Source organism: Amycolatopsis sp. NPDC004625, assembly GCF_040609695.1.
Lineage (GTDB): Bacteria > Actinomycetota > Actinomycetes > Mycobacteriales > Pseudonocardiaceae > Amycolatopsis.
Genome location: NZ_JBEXKX010000032.1, coordinates 62,420 through 79,418, shown reverse-complemented (window position 1 = coordinate 79,418; position 16,999 = coordinate 62,420). Strand labels below are relative to the sequence as shown.

Sequence of the window (16,999 nt, the reverse complement as noted above, 5' to 3'; positions counted from 1 at the left end):
CGCCCCCGGTCCGGGCCGGGAACGCGACCCGATCCGGTGACCGGCGGGAACTCCGGCCCGTCGCCGTTCGTTGACCACACAGAGCGCAGTACTCTGGCGCTCGGAAAACGACCGACGACAGCACGAGGCTTCAGTGACCACCGACCCGGCGGCCGAGGACGCTTCCCTGCGCGAGGTGGCCGACGAGCTCGCCGTCGCCGGGCAGCTCCCGCGGTTCCTCCTGATGTACAAGTTCGCCATCGAAGAGCTGATGACGAAGCTGCGGATCCTCAGCGAGGAGTTCGACTTCGTCCACCAGCACGACCCGATCGAGCACATCACGAGCCGGGTGAAGCGGCCCGAGGCGATCAAGGAAAAGGTGCACCGCCGCGGCCTCGGCGCCGACTGGGTCTCCGCCGCCCACGTCCTCGACGACATCGCCGGGATCCGGGTCGTCTGCCCGTTCGTCTCCGACGTGCACGAGGTCGCCCGCATGCTCACCGCGCAGGACGACGTCGAGCTGCTGCGGACCAAGGACTACATCGCGCGGCCGAAGGCCAACGGCTACCGCAGCCTGCACCTCATCGTCCGCATCCCGGTGTTCCTCTCCGACCGCGTCGAAAAGGTCAAGGTGGAGGTGCAGCTGCGCACGATCGCCATGGACTTCTGGGCGGCGGTCGAGCACAAGCTGTCGTACAAGTACCGCGACAGCGTGCCGCCGGACTTCGCGGGCGAGCTCGCGGCGGCGGCCAGGACCGCCGCCGACCTCGACGCCCGGATGGCCGCCCTGCACGAGCGGATCCGCTAAGGCTCGAGGGCGTCGAGCAGGATCCCCAGCCCGAACGCGAACTCCGCTTCGTGGTCGCACACGGCCAGGAACGGCGCCGCCGCCGCGACGGCCGGCAATCCGGAGCCTTCGAGCTCGGCGAGCCGGTGCGCGCCGCTGAACGTTGGCGCCGCCTCGACCTCGCGCATCAACGTGCCGATGAGGAACGCCAGCACCGCGCGCAGCCCGTGCACCGCGCGGTCCGGCGGGAACCCCGCCGCGAGCAGCGGCGCGAGCACCGCCTCCACCGGCGCCAGCGCCGTCATCGACGCGAGGCGCCGGCTGAGCACGAGCGGCGCGGCGCGCGGGTGGCCGAGCATCGCGGCGCGGAAGGAGTGGGCCAGCGCGGACATCGTCTCCCGCAGACCCGCGTCCGGCGGCGGCGCCGGGATCGCGGCGAGCAGCACCTCGGCGATCCCGTCCAGCAATGCGTCTTTGCCGTCGACGTGGTTGTACAGGCTCATCGGGTCGACGCCGAGCCGGCGCGCGAGCTTGCGCATGCTCACCGCGCCCAAGCCCTCCTCGTCGACCAGGGCGAGCCCGGCGAGCAGGATCCGTTCGCGCGACAGGACGTTCCGGGGTGGCCGTCCGCGCCGGGTCGTCACGGCGCGAGGACGGCCGGCAGGCTCTCGTACCCCCGCAGGATCCGCGTCGACCGGCGGCGGCCGCCGGGCAGCACGCGCAGGCCGGGGAACCGGTCGAAGAGGGTGCGCAGCCCGATCTCGCCTTCCATCCGCGCCAGCGACGCACCCAGGCAGTGGTGGCGGCCGGCGCCGAACGACACGTGGTCGCGCGCGCCGGCCCGGGTGACGTCGAAGACGGCCGGGGCGGCGAACACCCCGGGGTCGCGGTTGGCGCCGGCCAGCACCGTGGTGACCAGCGCGCCGCGCGGCAGCGGAACCCCGGCGACCTCGGTGGCGCGGGTGGCCAGGCGCCCGGTCAGCAGAACCGGCGGGTCGTACCGGAGCACCTCCTCGACGGCGTTGCCCCACAGTTCGGGCCGCTCGCGCAGCACGGCGAGCTGCCCGGGGTCGCCGGCGAGCAGGGCGATGCCGCTGCCGAGCAGGTTGACGGTCGTTTCGAAGCCGGCCGCCAGCACCAGGCCGGCGGTGGACTTGAGCTCGGTTTCGGTGAGCCCGACCCCGCCGTCGCGAGCGGCGACGAGCTTGCTGAACAGGTCGTCACCGGGGTGCCGGCGCAGGTGGTCGAGGTGCTCGCCGAGCCAGGTGTCGAACTCGGCGAGCGCGGTTTCGACGTCGCGGAAGGTCCGCCAGCCCAGCCCGAGGTCGAGACTGGGCGCGGCGGCCGCGCCGAGGGACAGCACCTTGCCCAGCTCGGAGGGCGGCACGCCGAGGATCTGGCTGATGACCGTCACGGGCAGCAGGCCGCAGTAGGACTCGACGAGGTCGAGCGGGCGCGCGGGATCGAGCCCGTCGAGCAGGCTGTCGGCGATCTCCTGCACCCGGCCACGCAGCTGTTCGACGGCGCGCACGGTGAAAACGCCGGTGACGAGCTTGCGGTACCGCGTGTGTTCGGGCGGGTTGACGGCGAGCAGCGACGGCGGCCGCACGGGGTGCAGGTGCTCCCCGGCCGACCATTCGACGAGCCGCCCGAGCGCGGAACCGTCGGACCCGATGACCCCGACCCGGAAGTCATCACTGGAAAGCACCTCCCGCACGGCGGCGTGCGTGGTGGTCATCCACCCGAACCTCGTACGCGCCAGCGGCCCGGCGGCCCGGATCTCCTCGAAGAGCTCGCCGAGGTCCAGTCCCTCGGCAGCCGCGACGACCATGCGTCCCTGCAGGTCACCGCGCCGGGCTTCGCGCCGCAGGACGGTCCGGGGGAGCGCGTGCCCGAGGCTCCACCGCAAGACGGGCTTGGTCCAGGCCAGGGCTCCGGTCATGACAGTCCCTCCGGTCGGCGTACCTACAGTGTAGGTTAATGCCGGTCAGGCGGGTTTGCGGATGAGCCCGGTGTACCCGGCGAGGGCCAGGGTGGCGAGCCCCCAGACGGCGGCCTGGATGAGCCAGATCAGCAGGGTGAGCCACTGGCCGGCGGTGGTTTCGGTGTTGAGGTCGCACCGGCTGCGGACACCGGTGGGGGAGAGCGGGAGACCGCGGTCGAGACCGACGCCGACGAGTTCGACGGTGGTGCAGGGGTGCCCGGCCGGTTCGGCGAAGCTGCTCACGCGTTCGGCGGCGTGGTGGGTGCCGTCGGTGAGGTGCCCGGCAACCAGGCCGACGCCGATGGCGGCGATGAGGGCGATGACGAGGGCGGCGGCGGTGCGACGCGCCCGGTAGCCGTAGCCGGCGAGGATGCCCCAGGAGCGGTGGAAGACGCGGGTGAGGCGGCCGCCGAGGGCGGCTGAGTCGCGGCGTTGGAGGTCTTGCTGCTGGGTGATGAGGATGTGGCGGGCATTGCCGTCGTGGCCGGCGGCGCGCTCGGCGGCGGCGAGCTTCTGGTAGGGCGAGGGGGCGTACCACTTCGTGTGGAAGCGGATGAGGTGCAGCCACTCCCGCCAGGAAAGGTCAGCCAAGGACCCGAAGGTGAAGTCATCCACGGCGATACTGGTGGGCCAGAGACAAGAACGGCCTGTCGGCTGCGGGCAGACGATGCGGCGGGGCAGGAAGATCGAGCCGTCGGCGCGGGCATCGTTGAGGTTGATCGCGACACCCCGGGTGTTGCGAATCCATCGGGCGGTCAAATCAAGCTGGCCGATGATCTTCGCGGATGGCAGACGCAGGGCGCCGCGATTGCCGTCGCCGGTGATTCGCGCTCCTTCCAAGGAGAAGTTGCCACCGACGGTGAGCCGGTCCGCACCGATCCCCGGGCCTGAATTGTTCGTGATCTGCAGGTCGGTGCCGTCGAGCTGGCTGTCGAGCCGGGCGTTGAGCAAGCGGACCGCACCGAGCGGTCCGTCCCCCGAAATCCGGGTGTCGTTGAGGAAGAAGTCGTTTCCGACCTTGATACCGTCGGCATTGAGTCCCGGGCCGGATTTGTTGACGATCCAGGCATTGTCGGCGATGAACTGACCGCCGATGCTCGCAGCCAAAAGGCGAAGCGTACCGCGAATGTGGGCGCCGGTGAGCCGGGCGTTGCTCAAGTACAGCTCCTTGCCCACGCTCATCCCATCGGCCATGATGGCCGGCCCGGAGTTATTGGTGACCGTGAGGTCATGGCCTTGCAGCTGGCCCCTGACGTGCGCTCCTGAGATGCGGAAGGCCGCCGCCGCACCGGTGCCGGCGATCCGGGCGGTTCTGAGCACGAGGTTCTTGCCGACGTGGATGTTGTCCGCGATAACGGCCGGTCCGGAGCCATTGCCGATCACCGTTCCGGCCAAGTTGATTTGGTCGCCGACTTCCACGGCCGGCAACGACACCGCGCCGCCGTCGCTCGTGCCGGTGATCCGCGCGTTCGTCAGGAACAGGTCGCCGCCCACGTGCATGCCGCCGGCTTGGACGGCCGGCCCCCGGCTGTTGATGACGTGTGCATCCATCCCGACCAGCTGACCTCCGATGCGGGCGTTCGGCAGCCGGAGCGCACCGACTCCATCGACGCTGCGGATGTGAACACGCCGAAGGAGAAAGTTGCCGTCGACGTGCAGGCGGTCGGCAACGACGCCGGCACCGGAGTCGCTGCGCACCTCGAGATCGGTGCAATCGAGTGCGCCGATACGGGCGTCGTAGAGCCGTAACGGGCTGTAGGCACCGTTGCTGACAGCCTTTGTCCTGGCCAGGTTCAGTACGCCCGCGATGCGAATCCGGTCGGCGTGGAGGTGGTCGATCCGGCATTCCGTGCAGGTCAGGTTCTCGATATGGGCATCGGCGGCGCGGAACCGGCCTTCGAGCGTGCAACGAGTCAAGTACAGCCCGGACACCGCCTTGACGTGCGACAGGTCCAGGTCGCCGCTGATCCGCGCCCCGACCAGCCGCACTCCCCGTGGATCCAGCTCCCCGTGCCGCCCCAGCAGCAGCTCGCGGATGAAACGTCCCCGGACCTCCGGCCCGGCAACCACCACCAGATGCACCGGCAGCTCGCTGACCTGCGCCGTCACCCCGCGCCGGGCACAGTCGAGCAGCTCCTGCTCGGGCGCGGTCAAATCGGTCAGAACCGGCAGTCCGTCTCCGCTCACTCCCGGCTAGTCGTCAACCGCTCCTCCCCGGTTACGCCGGGCGTCAGCAGCACCGCCAGCGCGACCAGTTCCGTCAACGCCATCCCGCGCTCCACCAGCCCGAGCGGGATCAACGTCCACCACCGCCCGCCCTCGGTGGCGGCCACCACCACCGCGCCCAGGATCACCGCGAACCAGCCCAGCGACGCCACCGCCAGCACGCGTGCGACCCAGCGGCGTCCGGGCGACGACGGGAACGCCGCCCGCGCGGCAACCAGCACCGCCAGCGGCAACGCCACGAATGCCACCACGCTCGCGATCCGGTGCAGCGTGCCGCCGAAGTCCGCGCGGGAGACCGTGGCCCAGTCCGGTTTGGGGAACGCCACGATCACCAGCAAGCCGACCGTCCACAGTGTCCCGAGGATCGCCGCCGCCGGCGGGAGGCGGCCCTGGCGGTGCAGCACCGCCAGGCCCGCCGCCGAACCGAGGGCGACCAGGACCACCGCCAGGTCGAACACCCACTTGTGGTCGCTCAGGCCGTACTCGCTGATCGTGCGGCGGGTGGCGCTGATCTCGTCCGTCGGCGGGATGACCTGCAGCAGCAGCACCAGGCCCGCGCCCACCACCAGGGCCGCGATGCCGGCGAAGGAGACCGCTCGTCGCGCAGGGATCGTGACCATGGACCGACCGTAGCCGACCGGTGGTTGAACTCCCCGTGAAAAGCCTGGTCAACGTGTACGACTTACGGCGGTTACCCCGGCCGGATTTCCTCCATTATGGTCCCTCGCTACCGGTAGGTCCGTCCTGCCGGCCTCGGTCAAGGAGGTCGCTTCCTGTGGGGAATTCACCAAGACGGCTGGTGATGCTGGCTTCGGCCGTCGCACTGGCCGGAACGTTCGTCGCGTTGCCGGTCGGGACCGCCGGCGCCGCGCAGAACGTCCTGCGTGCCGACAAGTCCGTCGCCCGCTCGTGCTTCGCGAAGGTGCTGCCCAAGGGCACCTCGGGCACCGATCGCCGCGAGGTCACGTCCACCGTGGACGGTCTCGTCCAGGCGCGGCTCAAGCCGGCCCAGGGCACCGAAGGCGACTGGGACGTCGCCGTGTTCGACAAGGCCACCGGTGCGGTGGTCGCCGCCTCGGCGGCGTTGCGCACCCACGAACTCGCCGAAAGCTTCGTGAAGAAGGGGCAGGAACTCGTCGTCCAGGGCTGCCGGTACGGTGGCCCGGCCGACCGGGCCCAGCTCGGGATCGACTTCCTGGCGCTGACGCCGCAGGGCACCCCGACGGGCACCCAGCGCGCGGAACTCGTCCGCGTCGAGACGCCCACCCGCGCCGACAAGAACAAGCTGACCGCCCTCGGCCTCGACGTCACCGAAAAGGGCGATGCGACCGGGGTCGAGGTCGTGCTCGCCGGGGACGCCGACCGCAAGACGCTGAAGGACAGCGGCTTCAAGTCGAAGGTCATCGAGGCGGACCTGTCGGCCAAGTCCGTCCAGGACGCCAAGACGGACCGCGTGTACGCCGCGTCGACCGCCGCGTCGGCGCTGCCGTCCGGGCGGACCAGCTACCGGCACCTCTACGAGTACAACTTCGAGATGAAGGAACTCGCCCGCAAGAACCCGAACCTGGTTTCGGCGTTCACCATGCCGGAATCGACGTGGGAGGGCCGGGACGTCGTCGGCGTCGAAATCGCCACCGACGTCAAGAACGTCACCGACGGCAAGCCGGTGAACTTCACCATGGGCGTGCACCACGCCCGGGAGTGGCCGGCCGGCGAGCACGTCATGGAGTGGGCGTACGAGCTGGTCAACGGCTACTCGCGCGACACCGCCATCCGGTCGCTGGTCAGCAAGACGCGCAACATCATCGTGCCGATCATCAACCCGGACGGCTTCGAGATCTCCCGCGAGGCCGAGCCCAAGGGCGACTTCACCCGCTTCGACTACGAGATGAAGCGCAAGAACTGCAACGTCAACGACTCGCCGCCGCAGTTCGCGACCGGCGTGTGCAAGGCGAACCCGGGCGGCCGCCTGCGCGGCACCGACCCGAACCGCAACTACGCGGGTTTCTGGGGCGGCAACGGCGCCGAGGTGGCCTGGAGCGGTGACACCTTCCGCGGGTCCGCGCCGTTCAGCGAGCCCGAGGTGCGGAACGTGCGCTCGATCGTGGCCTCGCGCCAGGTGACCAACCTGCTGACGATGCACACCGTCGCCGCGCTGGTGCTGCGCCCGCCGGGCGTGGCGGACGTCCGCGCGCCGCTCGAGGAGCCGGCCTACAAGGCCCTCGGCGACAAGCTGGCTTCGCGCAACGGCTACACGAGCGAGCCGAGCTGGGCGCTCTACGACACGACCGGCACCACCGAGGACTGGTCGTACTGGGCCACCGGCGGCTGGGGCTTCACCATCGAGGTCGGCGGCAACGGCTTCCACGGGCCGTACGCCGACAGCGTCGTGGCCGAGTACGAGGGCCTCGCGCCCGCGGCCGGCGCCGGCAAGGGCGGCAACCGGCAGGCGTTCCTGGACATGCTGGGCAACACGGCCGACCCGCAGCAGCACTCGACGCTGATCGGCTCGGCGCCGAAGGGCTACCAGCTCAAGCTGCACAAGACGTTCCAGACGCCGACGTCGCCGGTGATCCAGCCGGACGGCTCCACCAAGCCGCCGATCTACTACACCGACGACCTGAACTCGAAGTTCACCGCCACCGGCGGCCGCTTCGCGTGGTCGGTCAACCCGTCGACGCGGCCGTACGTGGCCGGCCGGTACGGGCGTGACCCGCAGGGCCCGGCGCAGCAGGGCTTCGGGGTCGTCAACCCGGCGGGCGTGCCGCCGATCAACCAGAACTACCCGGCCGACCCCACGGGTGACTCGTTCACCTTCCACGTCGACGGCCTGCCCAAGGTCGACAACGGGAAGTTCAGCGTCAACATCAACTGGAAGAGCACCCAGACCGACTGGGACCTGTTCGTCTACGACTCGGCGGGCAACCTGGTCAGCTCGTCGGCGAACGGGGGCACGACGTCCGAGCACGCCGTGCTGTTCGACCCGCCCGCCGGCGACTACCGGGCCGTGGCGGTCAACTTCGACCAGGCCGACCCGAACGCCGTCGACGACTGGACCGGTGACGTGTCGTTCTCGTCGCCGATCCCGCCGACGTACGGCACGAAGGAGGCCTACCAGCTGACCTGCTCGTCGCCGAGCGGCAAGCTCGTCGGCGTGGCGGACGTGTTCGCCGACCGCGGCCAGACGGTCGACGTCGGCGAGGTCTGCACCCGGTCCGCGCACGCGCAGAAGCAGCGCGCGTCGGGCGGCACCCGGTAGTTCCGCGATCGCCCGTGAAGGCCTCCTCGTTCGCGCGAGGGGGCCTTCACGGCGTTATGGCGAGGGTGACACCCAAGGCGAGGAGAATCGTGCCCACAACGCGGTTCAGGGCCGGTTTCGCGCGGGCGTACCAGCGCTGGGTCGAGGGGGAGGAGAACAGCAGGGCGACGCTGAGGTGCCACGCGGCCGAGGCGGCGACGATCAGCGCGACCGCGGCGGCCTTGACGGCGGCCGGTTCGGTGGGCGGGAGCGCCGCGGTGAGGACGCTGCCGAAGAACGCCGCGGCCTTGGGGTTCGTGAGGTTGCTGAGCACGCCGCGGCGGAACGCGTTGCCGCGGGCGGCGGGCGGCGCGGATTCGGGGCGGTTCGCGGTCAGCCACAGGCGGACGCCGAGCCAGGCCAGGTAGGCACCGCAGACGATCCGCAGGCCGACGGCGAGCCACGGTTCGCGCGCGAGCAGCGCCCCCAGCCCGAAGACGGCGACGGCGGCCAGCAGCCCACCCGCGGCGACGACACCGAGCGCGACGGCGACCGCGGCCCGCCGGGAGCCCGCGGCGGCGGTGTGGGCGATGAGGACGAAGTTGGGCCCGGGGGAGATCGCGGCCGGGAGGTAGGCCAGCAGGACGGTGCCGAGGGCGGCGGCGGGGGTCATCGGGTCAGGGCTTCGCCGGCCTGCGGAGGGACGCGATCGGCCTGGGCGCGCGGGGCTCCGGTCTGCGGACGCACGCCGCTGCCTTGGGGACGCGAGCCGCTCGCCTGGCGACGCACGCGGCCGGGCTGGGGATGGCCGCCGCGCCTGTGGATGGCCGCCACGCGGCGTCCCGGAACCGTCGGTGCCTTCCGGTAGCGTGGAAAACGGGGGCTGCTCACGCGGCCCGGCCGCCGCCGACGACCTGGTCGCGCAGGGTCCGCAGCGTCTCGTGGTCCACTGTGGACGGATCCGCGGCCAGCCATTCGCCGATCTCGTGCAGGAACTCCTCCGCCGTCATCGGCGCCACGGGCAGGTCGCCGGGGTCGGCCGTGGTCAGGTCGCCGCTGCGGCTCGGGTACACGATCATCGCCCCGCGCAGCGCCACCCCCGGCAGCAGCTCGCGGTACGCCGCCAGGCTCTCGGCGAGCCGGCTGCCGCCGCCGCGGAAGGGCCGTCCGTTGCGCAGGAGCCGGCCGTCCTCCGCCGTCTCGTAGTGCCCGGGCAGCCACAGCTTCGACTCGATCAGCACCAGCCGCTTGCCGCACAGCACCGCGTGGTCGACGTCGGCGAACACCGAGCCGGGCCAGGCGAGGCCGTGGAAGATCCGGGCGCCCGGCAGCCGGGTCAGGTAGTCCTCGAGCAGGTCGGCCGTGAGCCGCTCGGCCGGCTCGTCGGTGCCCGGCGCGCCGAAGACGGTGCGGCCGCCGAACTCCTCGGCGTACGCCTCGCGGGCTTTCGCAGCCCGCAGGTACCCGCGCGCCAGGCGCTGGACCAGCAGCGCCGTGCCGGCGGTGAGCAGCAGCCAGACGATCAGCACCGGCGTGCTGAACCCGACGCCGGTGACCAGCGGCAGCAGCACCAGCACCATCCCGGCCACCGCGACGACCACCGGCGTGTGCCCGGGCCCGCGGCGGCGGCCGTGCCGCATGCGGGTGTCCTCGACGGCGAAGTGCCACCAGCTCAGATCTTCGGCGTCGAGGTCGGGCAGGCCGGGGACGAACCCGGGCTCGTCGCCGAACCGCCGCCGGGGGCGCGGCCGCACCGGCACCGGCACCACGGTTGCGCCGCCGTCGTACCGCGCGCGGGCCACCGGGTCGGTCAGGACGTCGTAGGCCTCGCGCAGCAGCCGGAACGTGCCGACCGTGCCGCCGCCGTCCGGGTGCATGGTCTTGGCCAGCCGGCGGTAGGCCGTCTTGACGTCGGCCGCCGTGGCGTCCCGGCGGACGCCGAGCACCTCGTAGTAGTCGACCTCGGGCACGCGGGCGTTCACCTCCGGATGGCTGCGCGAAGACTTTATGGGGTCGGGTTTCGGCGTCTGTCACCGCCTCGGCGGCGCGCCCGGGTGATGGTCCCGCGGTGCAGGTCAGGGCGGTGTCAGGAGTTTGCCGTCGGCGGCGGAGAACCGGGAATGTCCACTGTGGACTGAGTGTCACCCGGAAGTGTTGCCGCGCGGGCGAAAGCGGGCCTTGCGGTGACGGTTCGTAGTCGAGCTCCACCCGAATGGCCGTGAACAGGTGTTCGAATGTTCGGCTAGGCTGGGGGCATGTCCTCGACCTCCCTCAGACGTGACGGGCCCACCGCCACCCCACCTCGGCAGCGGGCCCGTCACCCCCGTCAGCGCTCGCGCAGCAGGTACCGCTGCAGCTTGCCGCTGGCGTTGCGCGGCAGCGCGTCGAGGAAGCGCACCCGGCGCGGGTACTTGTACGGCGCGGCAACGGCTTTGGCGTGCTCCTGCAGGGCGTGCACGACGTCCGGGCCCGGGGCGACGCCGGGGCGCAGCACGACGAAGGCGGTGACGACGGCGCCCCGGTCCGGGTCGGGCGTGCCGACCACCGCGCATTCGTCGACGTCCGGGTGGGTCAGCAGCACCTCTTCGACCTCGGGAGCCGCGATGTTGTAACCGGAAGAGACGATCATGTCGTCGCTGCGCGCCACGAACCGGAAGTACCCGCCGGGCTCGCGGACGTAGGTGTCGCCCGTGATGTTCCAGCCGTCGCGGACATAGCCGGTCTGCCGCGGGTCGCCCAGGTAGCGGCAGCCGGTGGGGCCCTGGACCGCGAGCAGGCCCGGCGTGCCGTCCGGCGCGGGACGGCCGTCGAGGTCCAGGACGGCGGCGCGGAAGCCGGGCACCGCCTTGCCGGTCCGGCCGGGGCGCACGTCGTCGTCGGCGGCGGAGATGAACACGTGCAGCATCTCCGTGCTGCCGATGCCGTCGATGAGCGGCCGTCCGACGACTTCGCGGTACCGCTCGGCCACGGCGGCGGGCAGCGCCTCCCCGGCGGAGACGGCGCGGCGGACCCCGGCCAGGAGGGGGCCGTCGCCGGCGCCGAGGATCGCGCGGTAGGCGGTGGGGGCGGTGAACAGCACCGTCACCGCGTGCTCGGCGACGGCCGACGCCAGCTCCTGGGGGGTCGCGCGTTCCAGGAGCAGCACCGACGCGCCCGCGTGCAGCGGGAACACCAGCAGGCCGCCCAGGCCGAAGGTGAACGCCAGCGGCGGTGTACCGCAGAAGACGTCGTCGGCGGTGGGGCGCAGCACGTGCCGGGAGAAGGTGTCGGCGATGGCGAGCAGGTCGCGGTGGAAGTGCATGGTGGCCTTCGGTGTCCCGGTGGTGCCGGAGGTGAAGGCGAGCAGGGCGACGTCGTCGGCGGCGGTCGGCACGTCGGCGAAGGTCGCCGGGTGGCGGGCGCAGCGTTCGGCCAGCTCGGTGCCGTAGGACACCGCGGGCAGGCCGGGTGGCAGCTCGTCGAGGAGGTGCTCGTCGCACAGGGCGACCGTGGGCTGCGCGCGCTCGGTGATCTTGTCGAGCTCGCCGCGGCGCAGCATCGGCATCGTCGTGACGGCGACGGCCCCGGCCTTGAGCACGCCGAGCCAGCACGCCGCGAGCCACGGTGTGTTGGTGCCGCGCAGCAGCACGCGGTTGCCGGGCACGACCCCGAGGTCGGTGCACAGGACGTGTGCGATCCGGTTGGCGCGCGCCAGGACGTCGGCGTAGGTCCACGTCTCGTGCGGCGAGCGCAGGCAGGGCCGGTCCGGGCCGAGGCGGGCGGCGGTTTCGTCGAGCAGCACGGTGGCGGCGTTGAGCCGGTCGGGGTAGCGCAGCTCCGGCAGGTCGAACACGAGCCGCGGCCACTGCTCGGCCGGCGGCAGCCGGTCGCGGCAGAACGAGTCGGTGTGAGCGCTGGGAGTAAGCCTCATCGCAGCCCCTTCGCCCTCTCGGCCGCAGGATCGCCCTGCCCTGGGCAATGTAACACCGGTTGCGACCGTCGAGAAGGCGCAATGGCGCGCTCCTGACGGTGACAACCGGGGGACGATGAGTGCTCAGCCGGCGGTCAGCGCGTCGAGTTCGGCGACGATGGCCGGGTAGGCCTCCGGGCAGCGATCGGTCAGCTCCTCGACGACGTAGGCCCAGTCGCCCTCGGTCAGCTGCTTGAGCAGCGCTTCCCCGGGAGGCAGGCCGTGGGTGCGGGGCCCGAAGAAGGGGGTGGGAACCGCGGAGGTGGCCGTGTCGTACCGCCGTTCTCCCAGGAACGCCCCGGTGCCGGAGGTTTCCTGGCTGACCTCGGTCAGGCTCCGGATCCGGGTGGAGCACAGCTTCAGCACCCGTCGTGCCTGCCCGGCCAGCAGCCTGGCTTCGGCCTTGAGGTCTTCCTCGGGCGGCGGGGCGACAGCCGCCAGGCGGCCGATCAGGTCGCGCGTGCGGACGCGGTCGCCCCAGCCCGCCGTGACCGCGATCATCCCGAGTAGGCCGCGCATCACGTCGAGGGGATCGGCGAAGGCCTCGACGAGCTGCCCGGCCTCGTCCAGCAGATCGCCGTCACGCGTGTCGCGGGCCACCAGCAGGAGCGCGCCCGCGCGGTCCCGGAGGTCGGCCGGCTGCCGGGCGATCGCCCGCGCCCGTTCCGGGAGCTTCGCGGCCAAGGCGGCTCGGATCAGGTCCAGGCGTGGCCGCCACTCCAGGGCCGGGTCGGCCACGCGGGTCAACGCCCGCTCGGCGCGGTCGAGCTCACCCGCCGCCACCGCTCCTTCGGCGATGGCGGCCCAGGCGGACGCTCGGGCCGGGGAATCGGTCAGCAGGGCGGCTTGGCTTTCTGCCCGGCCGAAATCGCCGTGGTCGGCCATGGTCCTGATCCAGAGCACGGAAATGCGCTGGTCGTTCTCGCCGACCAGCCCGCGGGCCACCCGCTCGGTCAGCCGGAGGACTTCGGCGCCTTCGTCCGGCTTGCGGTTGCGGAGGAGGGCGGCCGCCACGGCGAAAACCGCGTTCGCGTCCCGGCCCTGCTCGGCGTACTCGCGGGCGATCGTCACCGCACGCTCGGCGTCTCCGGTTTCCGCGATCGCCGAAGCGATCGTGATCAGGGCTTCCCGGCGTGCGGGCTCGGCCGCCGCCTGGGCGATGTCCATGGCCTCGGCCGTCAGGCGGGTCGCGGTGGCCGGATCGGCTTTTCCGATGGACCAGGCGATCTCGGCCAACCGGACGCTGAGCACCAGCGGATCCGGCGTCCGCCGGGCGATGGTTTCGGTGTGGCGGCTGTCCCGGCGGGCCGTGATCCGGAGGACCGAGGTCAGCCACTCCTCGCGCTTCTCCGCGTCCTCGATCGTGTCCAGGAGCCGCAGGGCCCGCTCGTCGTCCCCGGCTTTCGCGGCGGCGGCCGCCACCGGGCCGGGGCGCGTGTGCCGCCCGGCGAGGCGGTCCGCCGAAAGCGCGGTCTCCGCGTTCTCCAGCCATGTCCTGGTGTCGGCCGGCCGGTCCAGTCCGGCAGCCGCCACGGCCATCGCGCCGAACGCCTGAGCCCGGTCGTGTGCGTCGGTGCCGTCCAGCAGCTGCCCGGCCTCGGCCAGAAGCGAGTTCGCCCGGTCCGGCGCCGCCGCGACGGCCAGCTGCGCGAGGGCTTCCGCGCGCTCGGCGGGGTGCTGGACGAGCGCGGCCACGCGGCGTGCCCGGTCGTGATCGCCGTGCCGGGCGAAGGCCCAGGCGAGCGAAACGACCGGGCCACCGCCGAAGAACTGGTTGAACGCCGCCGCTTGTTCCTCCGCGCGGTCCAGCGCGCTTGCCGCGTGGCCGGGGTGTCCTTCGCCGCGGCAGACGTCCGCGACGGCGATCAGGGCCCGGATGCGGTCGTACGGCAGCCGGATGGCGTCGATCATGGCGTCCGCGTGGTCCAGCCGGCCGAGGAAAGCCCAGCCCGACGGCAATCCCGGTGGCAGCCGGCCGTTGTTCCGGAGCAGGTGCACCCGGTGGACCGCGAGGCGGGCCAAAGCGATCAAGTCCGGCTCCGCCGACGCCAGGACCAGGTGCTGTGTCGCACGGATCTCGCCCAGCGCGGCACCGTCACCACCCACACGAACCAGCGCGAGACGCTGGCGGCGCGGATCGGTCGCGCACGCCAGCATGCGCGGCACGTCCTGTTCCACCAGCAGCACCGCGAAATACCCCCGGACGAGGTACTCGGGCGTCTCGGGAGGCCACCCTCGGGCCGCGTAGCCGTCGGCCCAGTCGTGCAGACGCCGGCGGTAGCCCGCCAGCCGCGCGCCCAGCATCGCCCGGGCCGTGACCAGGAGCTGCTCGTGGGCCAGGACGAGGACGTCCGCGAGCCCGGGGCGCTCCGGCGGGCGGCGGGCGAAGCTGCGGCCCGTCGCCGTGCTCAGGCAGTCGTCGATCGCCCACTCCGAACTGCCGGTCAGCTCGGCCAGGTCCGCCGTCGTGAGGCCGCCCGTTGCCGCGGTGAGGAGGCCGAGCATGTCCTGCTCGGCCGCCGACCCGCGCAGGAGGCGTTTCAAGTCGCGTTCCTTCGCGTCTCGCACGGCGTGGGCCTTCGCGGACGCGGCGAGCGGGCGGATGATCGCCGGGTCTCGCAGGGGGTGGTGGTCGGGGACGTCGGCCGGGAGCGGGGGGCTGCCGCGGCCGGACACGATCACGCGCATCCCGGCCGGCGGCCGGACCGGGAGCAGAGCCGCGATGCTGTGGGCGTCCGGGCTGCCGTCGCGGCCCAGGTCTTCGTCCAGGCCGTCCACGACGAGCGCGAACCGCTCCCCGCGGCGGCGGCAGTCCTGTGCCACCTCGGCGAGCAGGCCGTGCAGCTGGGCTTCGCGGGTCGCCTCCGTCGACGGCGGGAGCGGGGTGCCGCGGACCGCGCAGAGCTGCTCGAGCACGTTGTCGACGAACGCGCGGCGATCGCTCTGGCCGGGCTGGCCGCCGGTGACGAAGAACGCGACCAGCCGGACACCCGGCGGCGGGTGCAGCACGAACGTGGTTAGCAGCGCGGACTTCCCCGACCACGCGTCGGCCTGCCACCAGGCGTACGCCCCCTCGGTGGCCGGGTCGGTGCAGAACCGGGCCAGTTCGGCGAGTTCGTCCCCGCGCTCGAGCAGGCTCGGGGGCGCCAGGGACTCGACGCGGAGCAGGTAGTGGCTGCGCACCGGGCCGGACGCGCCGACGTGCACGTCGCCCCGCACCGATCCGACCTGGAGCACCGGCCCGGTGAAACGGCCGGAAGCGGAGTTCGTCACCCGGCCATCATCCCGGGCCGGGGACCGGCGGACGGCGTTGTCCGGGAACTGTCACGTCCGGCGCGGACGGAGTACCCGGGGTTTCGGCGGCCCGGCTCGCCGAGGCGCTGGTCGGGCCGCCGCCACCGCCGCCACCGCCGCCACCGCCGCCGACCCCGGCCGAGGACATGGTGCGCGAGCCGTTCCCGTGCGGACCAGGACGCGTTCTTCGAAGCTTGGCGCACGCAGGTGCTGCCGCGGCTGTCCTGAGCCGATCACCCCGGCGTGGCGCGCGTCGGGGTCCGGCGCCCAGTAGCTTTTCGATCATGGTCGAGACGCCCGAACCGCCGCCCACCCTGGCCGATCCGCGTGCCTTGCTGCTGGGCTACCTCGACCACAACGCCGCCGCCGTGCTGCGCAAGCTCGACGGCCTTTCCGACCACGACGTCCGCCGCAGCGTGCTGCCGTCGGGGTGGACGCCGCTGGGCATGGTCAAGCACCTCGCCTGCACCGAACGCTTCTGGGTGCGGTACCTGTTCGCGGGGGAGGACATCGACTTCACCTGGCCCGCGACCGCCGCGCAGGAGTGGTTCGTCGCCCCGGCGGAATCCGCCGCGGACATCACGGCCTTCTTCCGCGCCGAGCGCGAAAACTGCGCCCGGCTGGCCGCGGTGACGCCCCTGGAAGGCCGGGCCGCCCGCACGGTCCGCCGCGGCGGCGCCGAAGAGCACCCGACGTTCGCGTGGGTCCTGTTCCACCTGGTGCAGAACTTCGCCCGGCACGCCGGCCACCTGGACGTCGGGCGCGAGCTGATCGACGGGACGACCGGCCGCTGACCTCAGGCCGGGGGCGCGACCGTGGTGTCCGGCCGGCCCGCGCGGCGCAGCGCGTCGGCGACGAACCCGCTCGCCTTCAGCTCTTCGACCAGCTCGCGCAGGAACGCGAGCGTCTCCGGACGGCGATCCGGGGTGGTGGCGACGGCCTGCCGGATTTCCATGAACCGCTCGGGGAGCACCCGGGTGCCCGGGTGGGCGGCGGTGTAGGCGGTCATCGGCTGCCGGATCCCGGCCGCGACCTCCAGGCCCTGCGCCTCGAACGCCGTGACGCCGTCCTCGCCGCGCACGATCGTCGCGTGCCGCAGCGTCCGCGTCAGGTACAGGTCGTAGGCCGAACCCTGCTTCACGCCGATCCGGACCTCCGGCCGGTCGACGTCGGCGGGCGACCCGAACGGCGAGTCCTGCGCCACGACGTACACGCCTTCGATGACGACGTAGGGCGCCGTGAACGCCACCTCGGCCGCCCGGGCCGGTTCGATCGCCAGGAAGCCGAGGTCGGCCGCCCCCGAGGTGAGGGCCTCGAACGCCTTGCGGGCCGCGTCGAAGCAGACGAGCTCGACCGGCACGTCCAGCCGCGCGGCCACTTCGCGCGCGATGTCGACGGTGACCCCGCCCGGCTGCCCGGGCGTGCCGTGGGCGAGCACCGGGTTGCCGAGGTTGATGGTGGCGCGCAGGGTGCCGGTGGGCGCGAGGTCGGCGGCGACGGCGGAACGGTCTCCCATGATCGGCGAGCGTAGCGCGGGGCCGC

Annotated in this window: 12 protein-coding genes; 3 read left to right on the top strand and 9 right to left on the bottom strand. The window is 72.6% G+C overall.

Translation table 11 applies throughout. The annotated features are described in order from the left end of the window. Positions 1 to 133 precede the first annotated feature (133 nt). Positions 134 to 787, top strand: a complete 654-nt coding sequence (locus ABZW17_RS31105; RefSeq protein WP_354822223.1) for a GTP pyrophosphokinase family protein — start codon at positions 134 to 136, stop codon at positions 785 to 787. Here the strand turns inward: ABZW17_RS31105 and ABZW17_RS31100 are convergent. Genes ABZW17_RS31100 through ABZW17_RS31085 form a run of 4 tightly spaced genes read right to left on the bottom strand, consistent with a single transcriptional unit; the run spans position 784 to position 5,596 of the window. After that, a complete protein-coding gene (locus ABZW17_RS31100) occupies positions 784 to 1,410 on the bottom strand; it encodes a TetR/AcrR family transcriptional regulator C-terminal domain-containing protein (RefSeq protein ID WP_354822220.1) in 627 nt (208 codons plus the stop codon). The genes ABZW17_RS31105 and ABZW17_RS31100 overlap by 4 nt on opposite strands. Then, the gene (locus tag ABZW17_RS31095) at positions 1,407 to 2,708 is read right to left on the bottom strand and encodes a cytochrome P450 (protein ID WP_354822217.1); all 1,302 of its coding nucleotides are present in this window, start codon (positions 2,706 to 2,708) and stop codon (positions 1,407 to 1,409) included. The genes ABZW17_RS31100 and ABZW17_RS31095 overlap by 4 nt, the downstream gene beginning before the upstream one ends. 45 nt (positions 2,709 to 2,753) lie before the next feature. Beyond that, positions 2,754 to 4,937, bottom strand: coding sequence for a hypothetical protein (locus ABZW17_RS31090; protein WP_354822214.1), 2,184 nt, complete (start codon positions 4,935 to 4,937; stop codon positions 2,754 to 2,756). Further along, the gene (locus tag ABZW17_RS31085) at positions 4,934 to 5,596 is read right to left on the bottom strand and encodes a DUF998 domain-containing protein (RefSeq protein WP_354822211.1); all 663 of its coding nucleotides are present in this window, start codon (positions 5,594 to 5,596) and stop codon (positions 4,934 to 4,936) included. Before ABZW17_RS31085 ends, ABZW17_RS31090 begins: the two co-directional genes overlap by 4 nt. Positions 5,597 to 5,778: 182 nt before the next feature. Between ABZW17_RS31085 and ABZW17_RS31080 the strand changes: the two genes are divergently transcribed. Then, the gene (locus ABZW17_RS31080; RefSeq protein WP_354822301.1) at positions 5,779 to 8,235 is read left to right on the top strand and encodes a M14 family zinc carboxypeptidase; all 2,457 of its coding nucleotides are present in this window, start codon (positions 5,779 to 5,781) and stop codon (positions 8,233 to 8,235) included. A gap of 46 nt (positions 8,236 to 8,281) precedes the next feature. On the opposite strand, the gene ABZW17_RS31075 is transcribed toward ABZW17_RS31080, so the two are convergent. The 4 genes from ABZW17_RS31075 to ABZW17_RS31060 form a co-directional block, all read right to left on the bottom strand. Further along, on the bottom strand, positions 8,282 to 8,887 hold the full coding sequence (locus tag ABZW17_RS31075; protein ID WP_354822208.1) for a LysE family transporter: 606 nt from the start codon (positions 8,885 to 8,887) through the stop codon (positions 8,282 to 8,284). Positions 8,888 to 9,101: 214 nt separating this feature from the next. Then, entirely contained in the window at positions 9,102 to 10,184 is a 1,083-nt protein-coding gene (locus ABZW17_RS31070; protein WP_354822205.1) for a DnaJ domain-containing protein, read from the bottom strand. Between the two features lie 356 nt (positions 10,185 to 10,540). Next, a complete protein-coding gene (locus tag ABZW17_RS31065; RefSeq protein WP_354822202.1) occupies positions 10,541 to 12,124 on the bottom strand; it encodes an AMP-binding protein in 1,584 nt (527 codons plus the stop codon). 123 nt (positions 12,125 to 12,247) lie between these two features. Then, a complete protein-coding gene (locus ABZW17_RS31060) occupies positions 12,248 to 15,436 on the bottom strand; it encodes a hypothetical protein (RefSeq protein WP_354822199.1) in 3,189 nt (1,062 codons plus the stop codon). A gap of 305 nt (positions 15,437 to 15,741) precedes the next feature. Between ABZW17_RS31060 and ABZW17_RS31055 the strand changes: the two genes are divergently transcribed. Further along, positions 15,742 to 16,251, top strand: coding sequence for a DinB family protein (locus ABZW17_RS31055; RefSeq protein ID WP_354822196.1), 510 nt, complete (start codon positions 15,742 to 15,744; stop codon positions 16,249 to 16,251). 2 nt (positions 16,252 to 16,253) lie between these two features. On the opposite strand, the gene ABZW17_RS31050 is transcribed toward ABZW17_RS31055, so the two are convergent. Then, on the bottom strand, positions 16,254 to 16,973 hold the full coding sequence (locus ABZW17_RS31050) for a transporter substrate-binding domain-containing protein (protein ID WP_354822193.1): 720 nt from the start codon (positions 16,971 to 16,973) through the stop codon (positions 16,254 to 16,256). Positions 16,974 to 16,999 lie beyond the last annotated feature (26 nt).

What these genes read in the sequence shown, in the direction of transcription:
- ABZW17_RS31095 (WP_354822217.1), bottom strand. Translation starts at nt 2,708, where the DNA reads ATGACCGGAGCCCTGGCCTGGACCAAGCCCGTCTTGCGGTGGAGCCTC.
- ABZW17_RS31085 (WP_354822211.1), bottom strand. Translation starts at nt 5,596, where the DNA reads ATGGTCACGATCCCTGCGCGACGAGCGGTCTCCTTCGCCGGCATCGCG.
- ABZW17_RS31080 (WP_354822301.1), top strand. Translation starts at nt 5,779, where the DNA reads ATGCTGGCTTCGGCCGTCGCACTGGCCGGAACGTTCGTCGCGTTGCCG.
- ABZW17_RS31075 (WP_354822208.1), bottom strand. Translation starts at nt 8,887, where the DNA reads ATGACCCCCGCCGCCGCCCTCGGCACCGTCCTGCTGGCCTACCTCCCG.
- ABZW17_RS31065 (WP_354822202.1), bottom strand. Translation starts at nt 12,124, where the DNA reads ATGAGGCTTACTCCCAGCGCTCACACCGACTCGTTCTGCCGCGACCGG.
- ABZW17_RS31055 (WP_354822196.1), top strand. Translation starts at nt 15,742, where the DNA reads ATGGTCGAGACGCCCGAACCGCCGCCCACCCTGGCCGATCCGCGTGCC.
- ABZW17_RS31050 (WP_354822193.1), bottom strand. Translation starts at nt 16,973, where the DNA reads ATGGGAGACCGTTCCGCCGTCGCCGCCGACCTCGCGCCCACCGGCACC.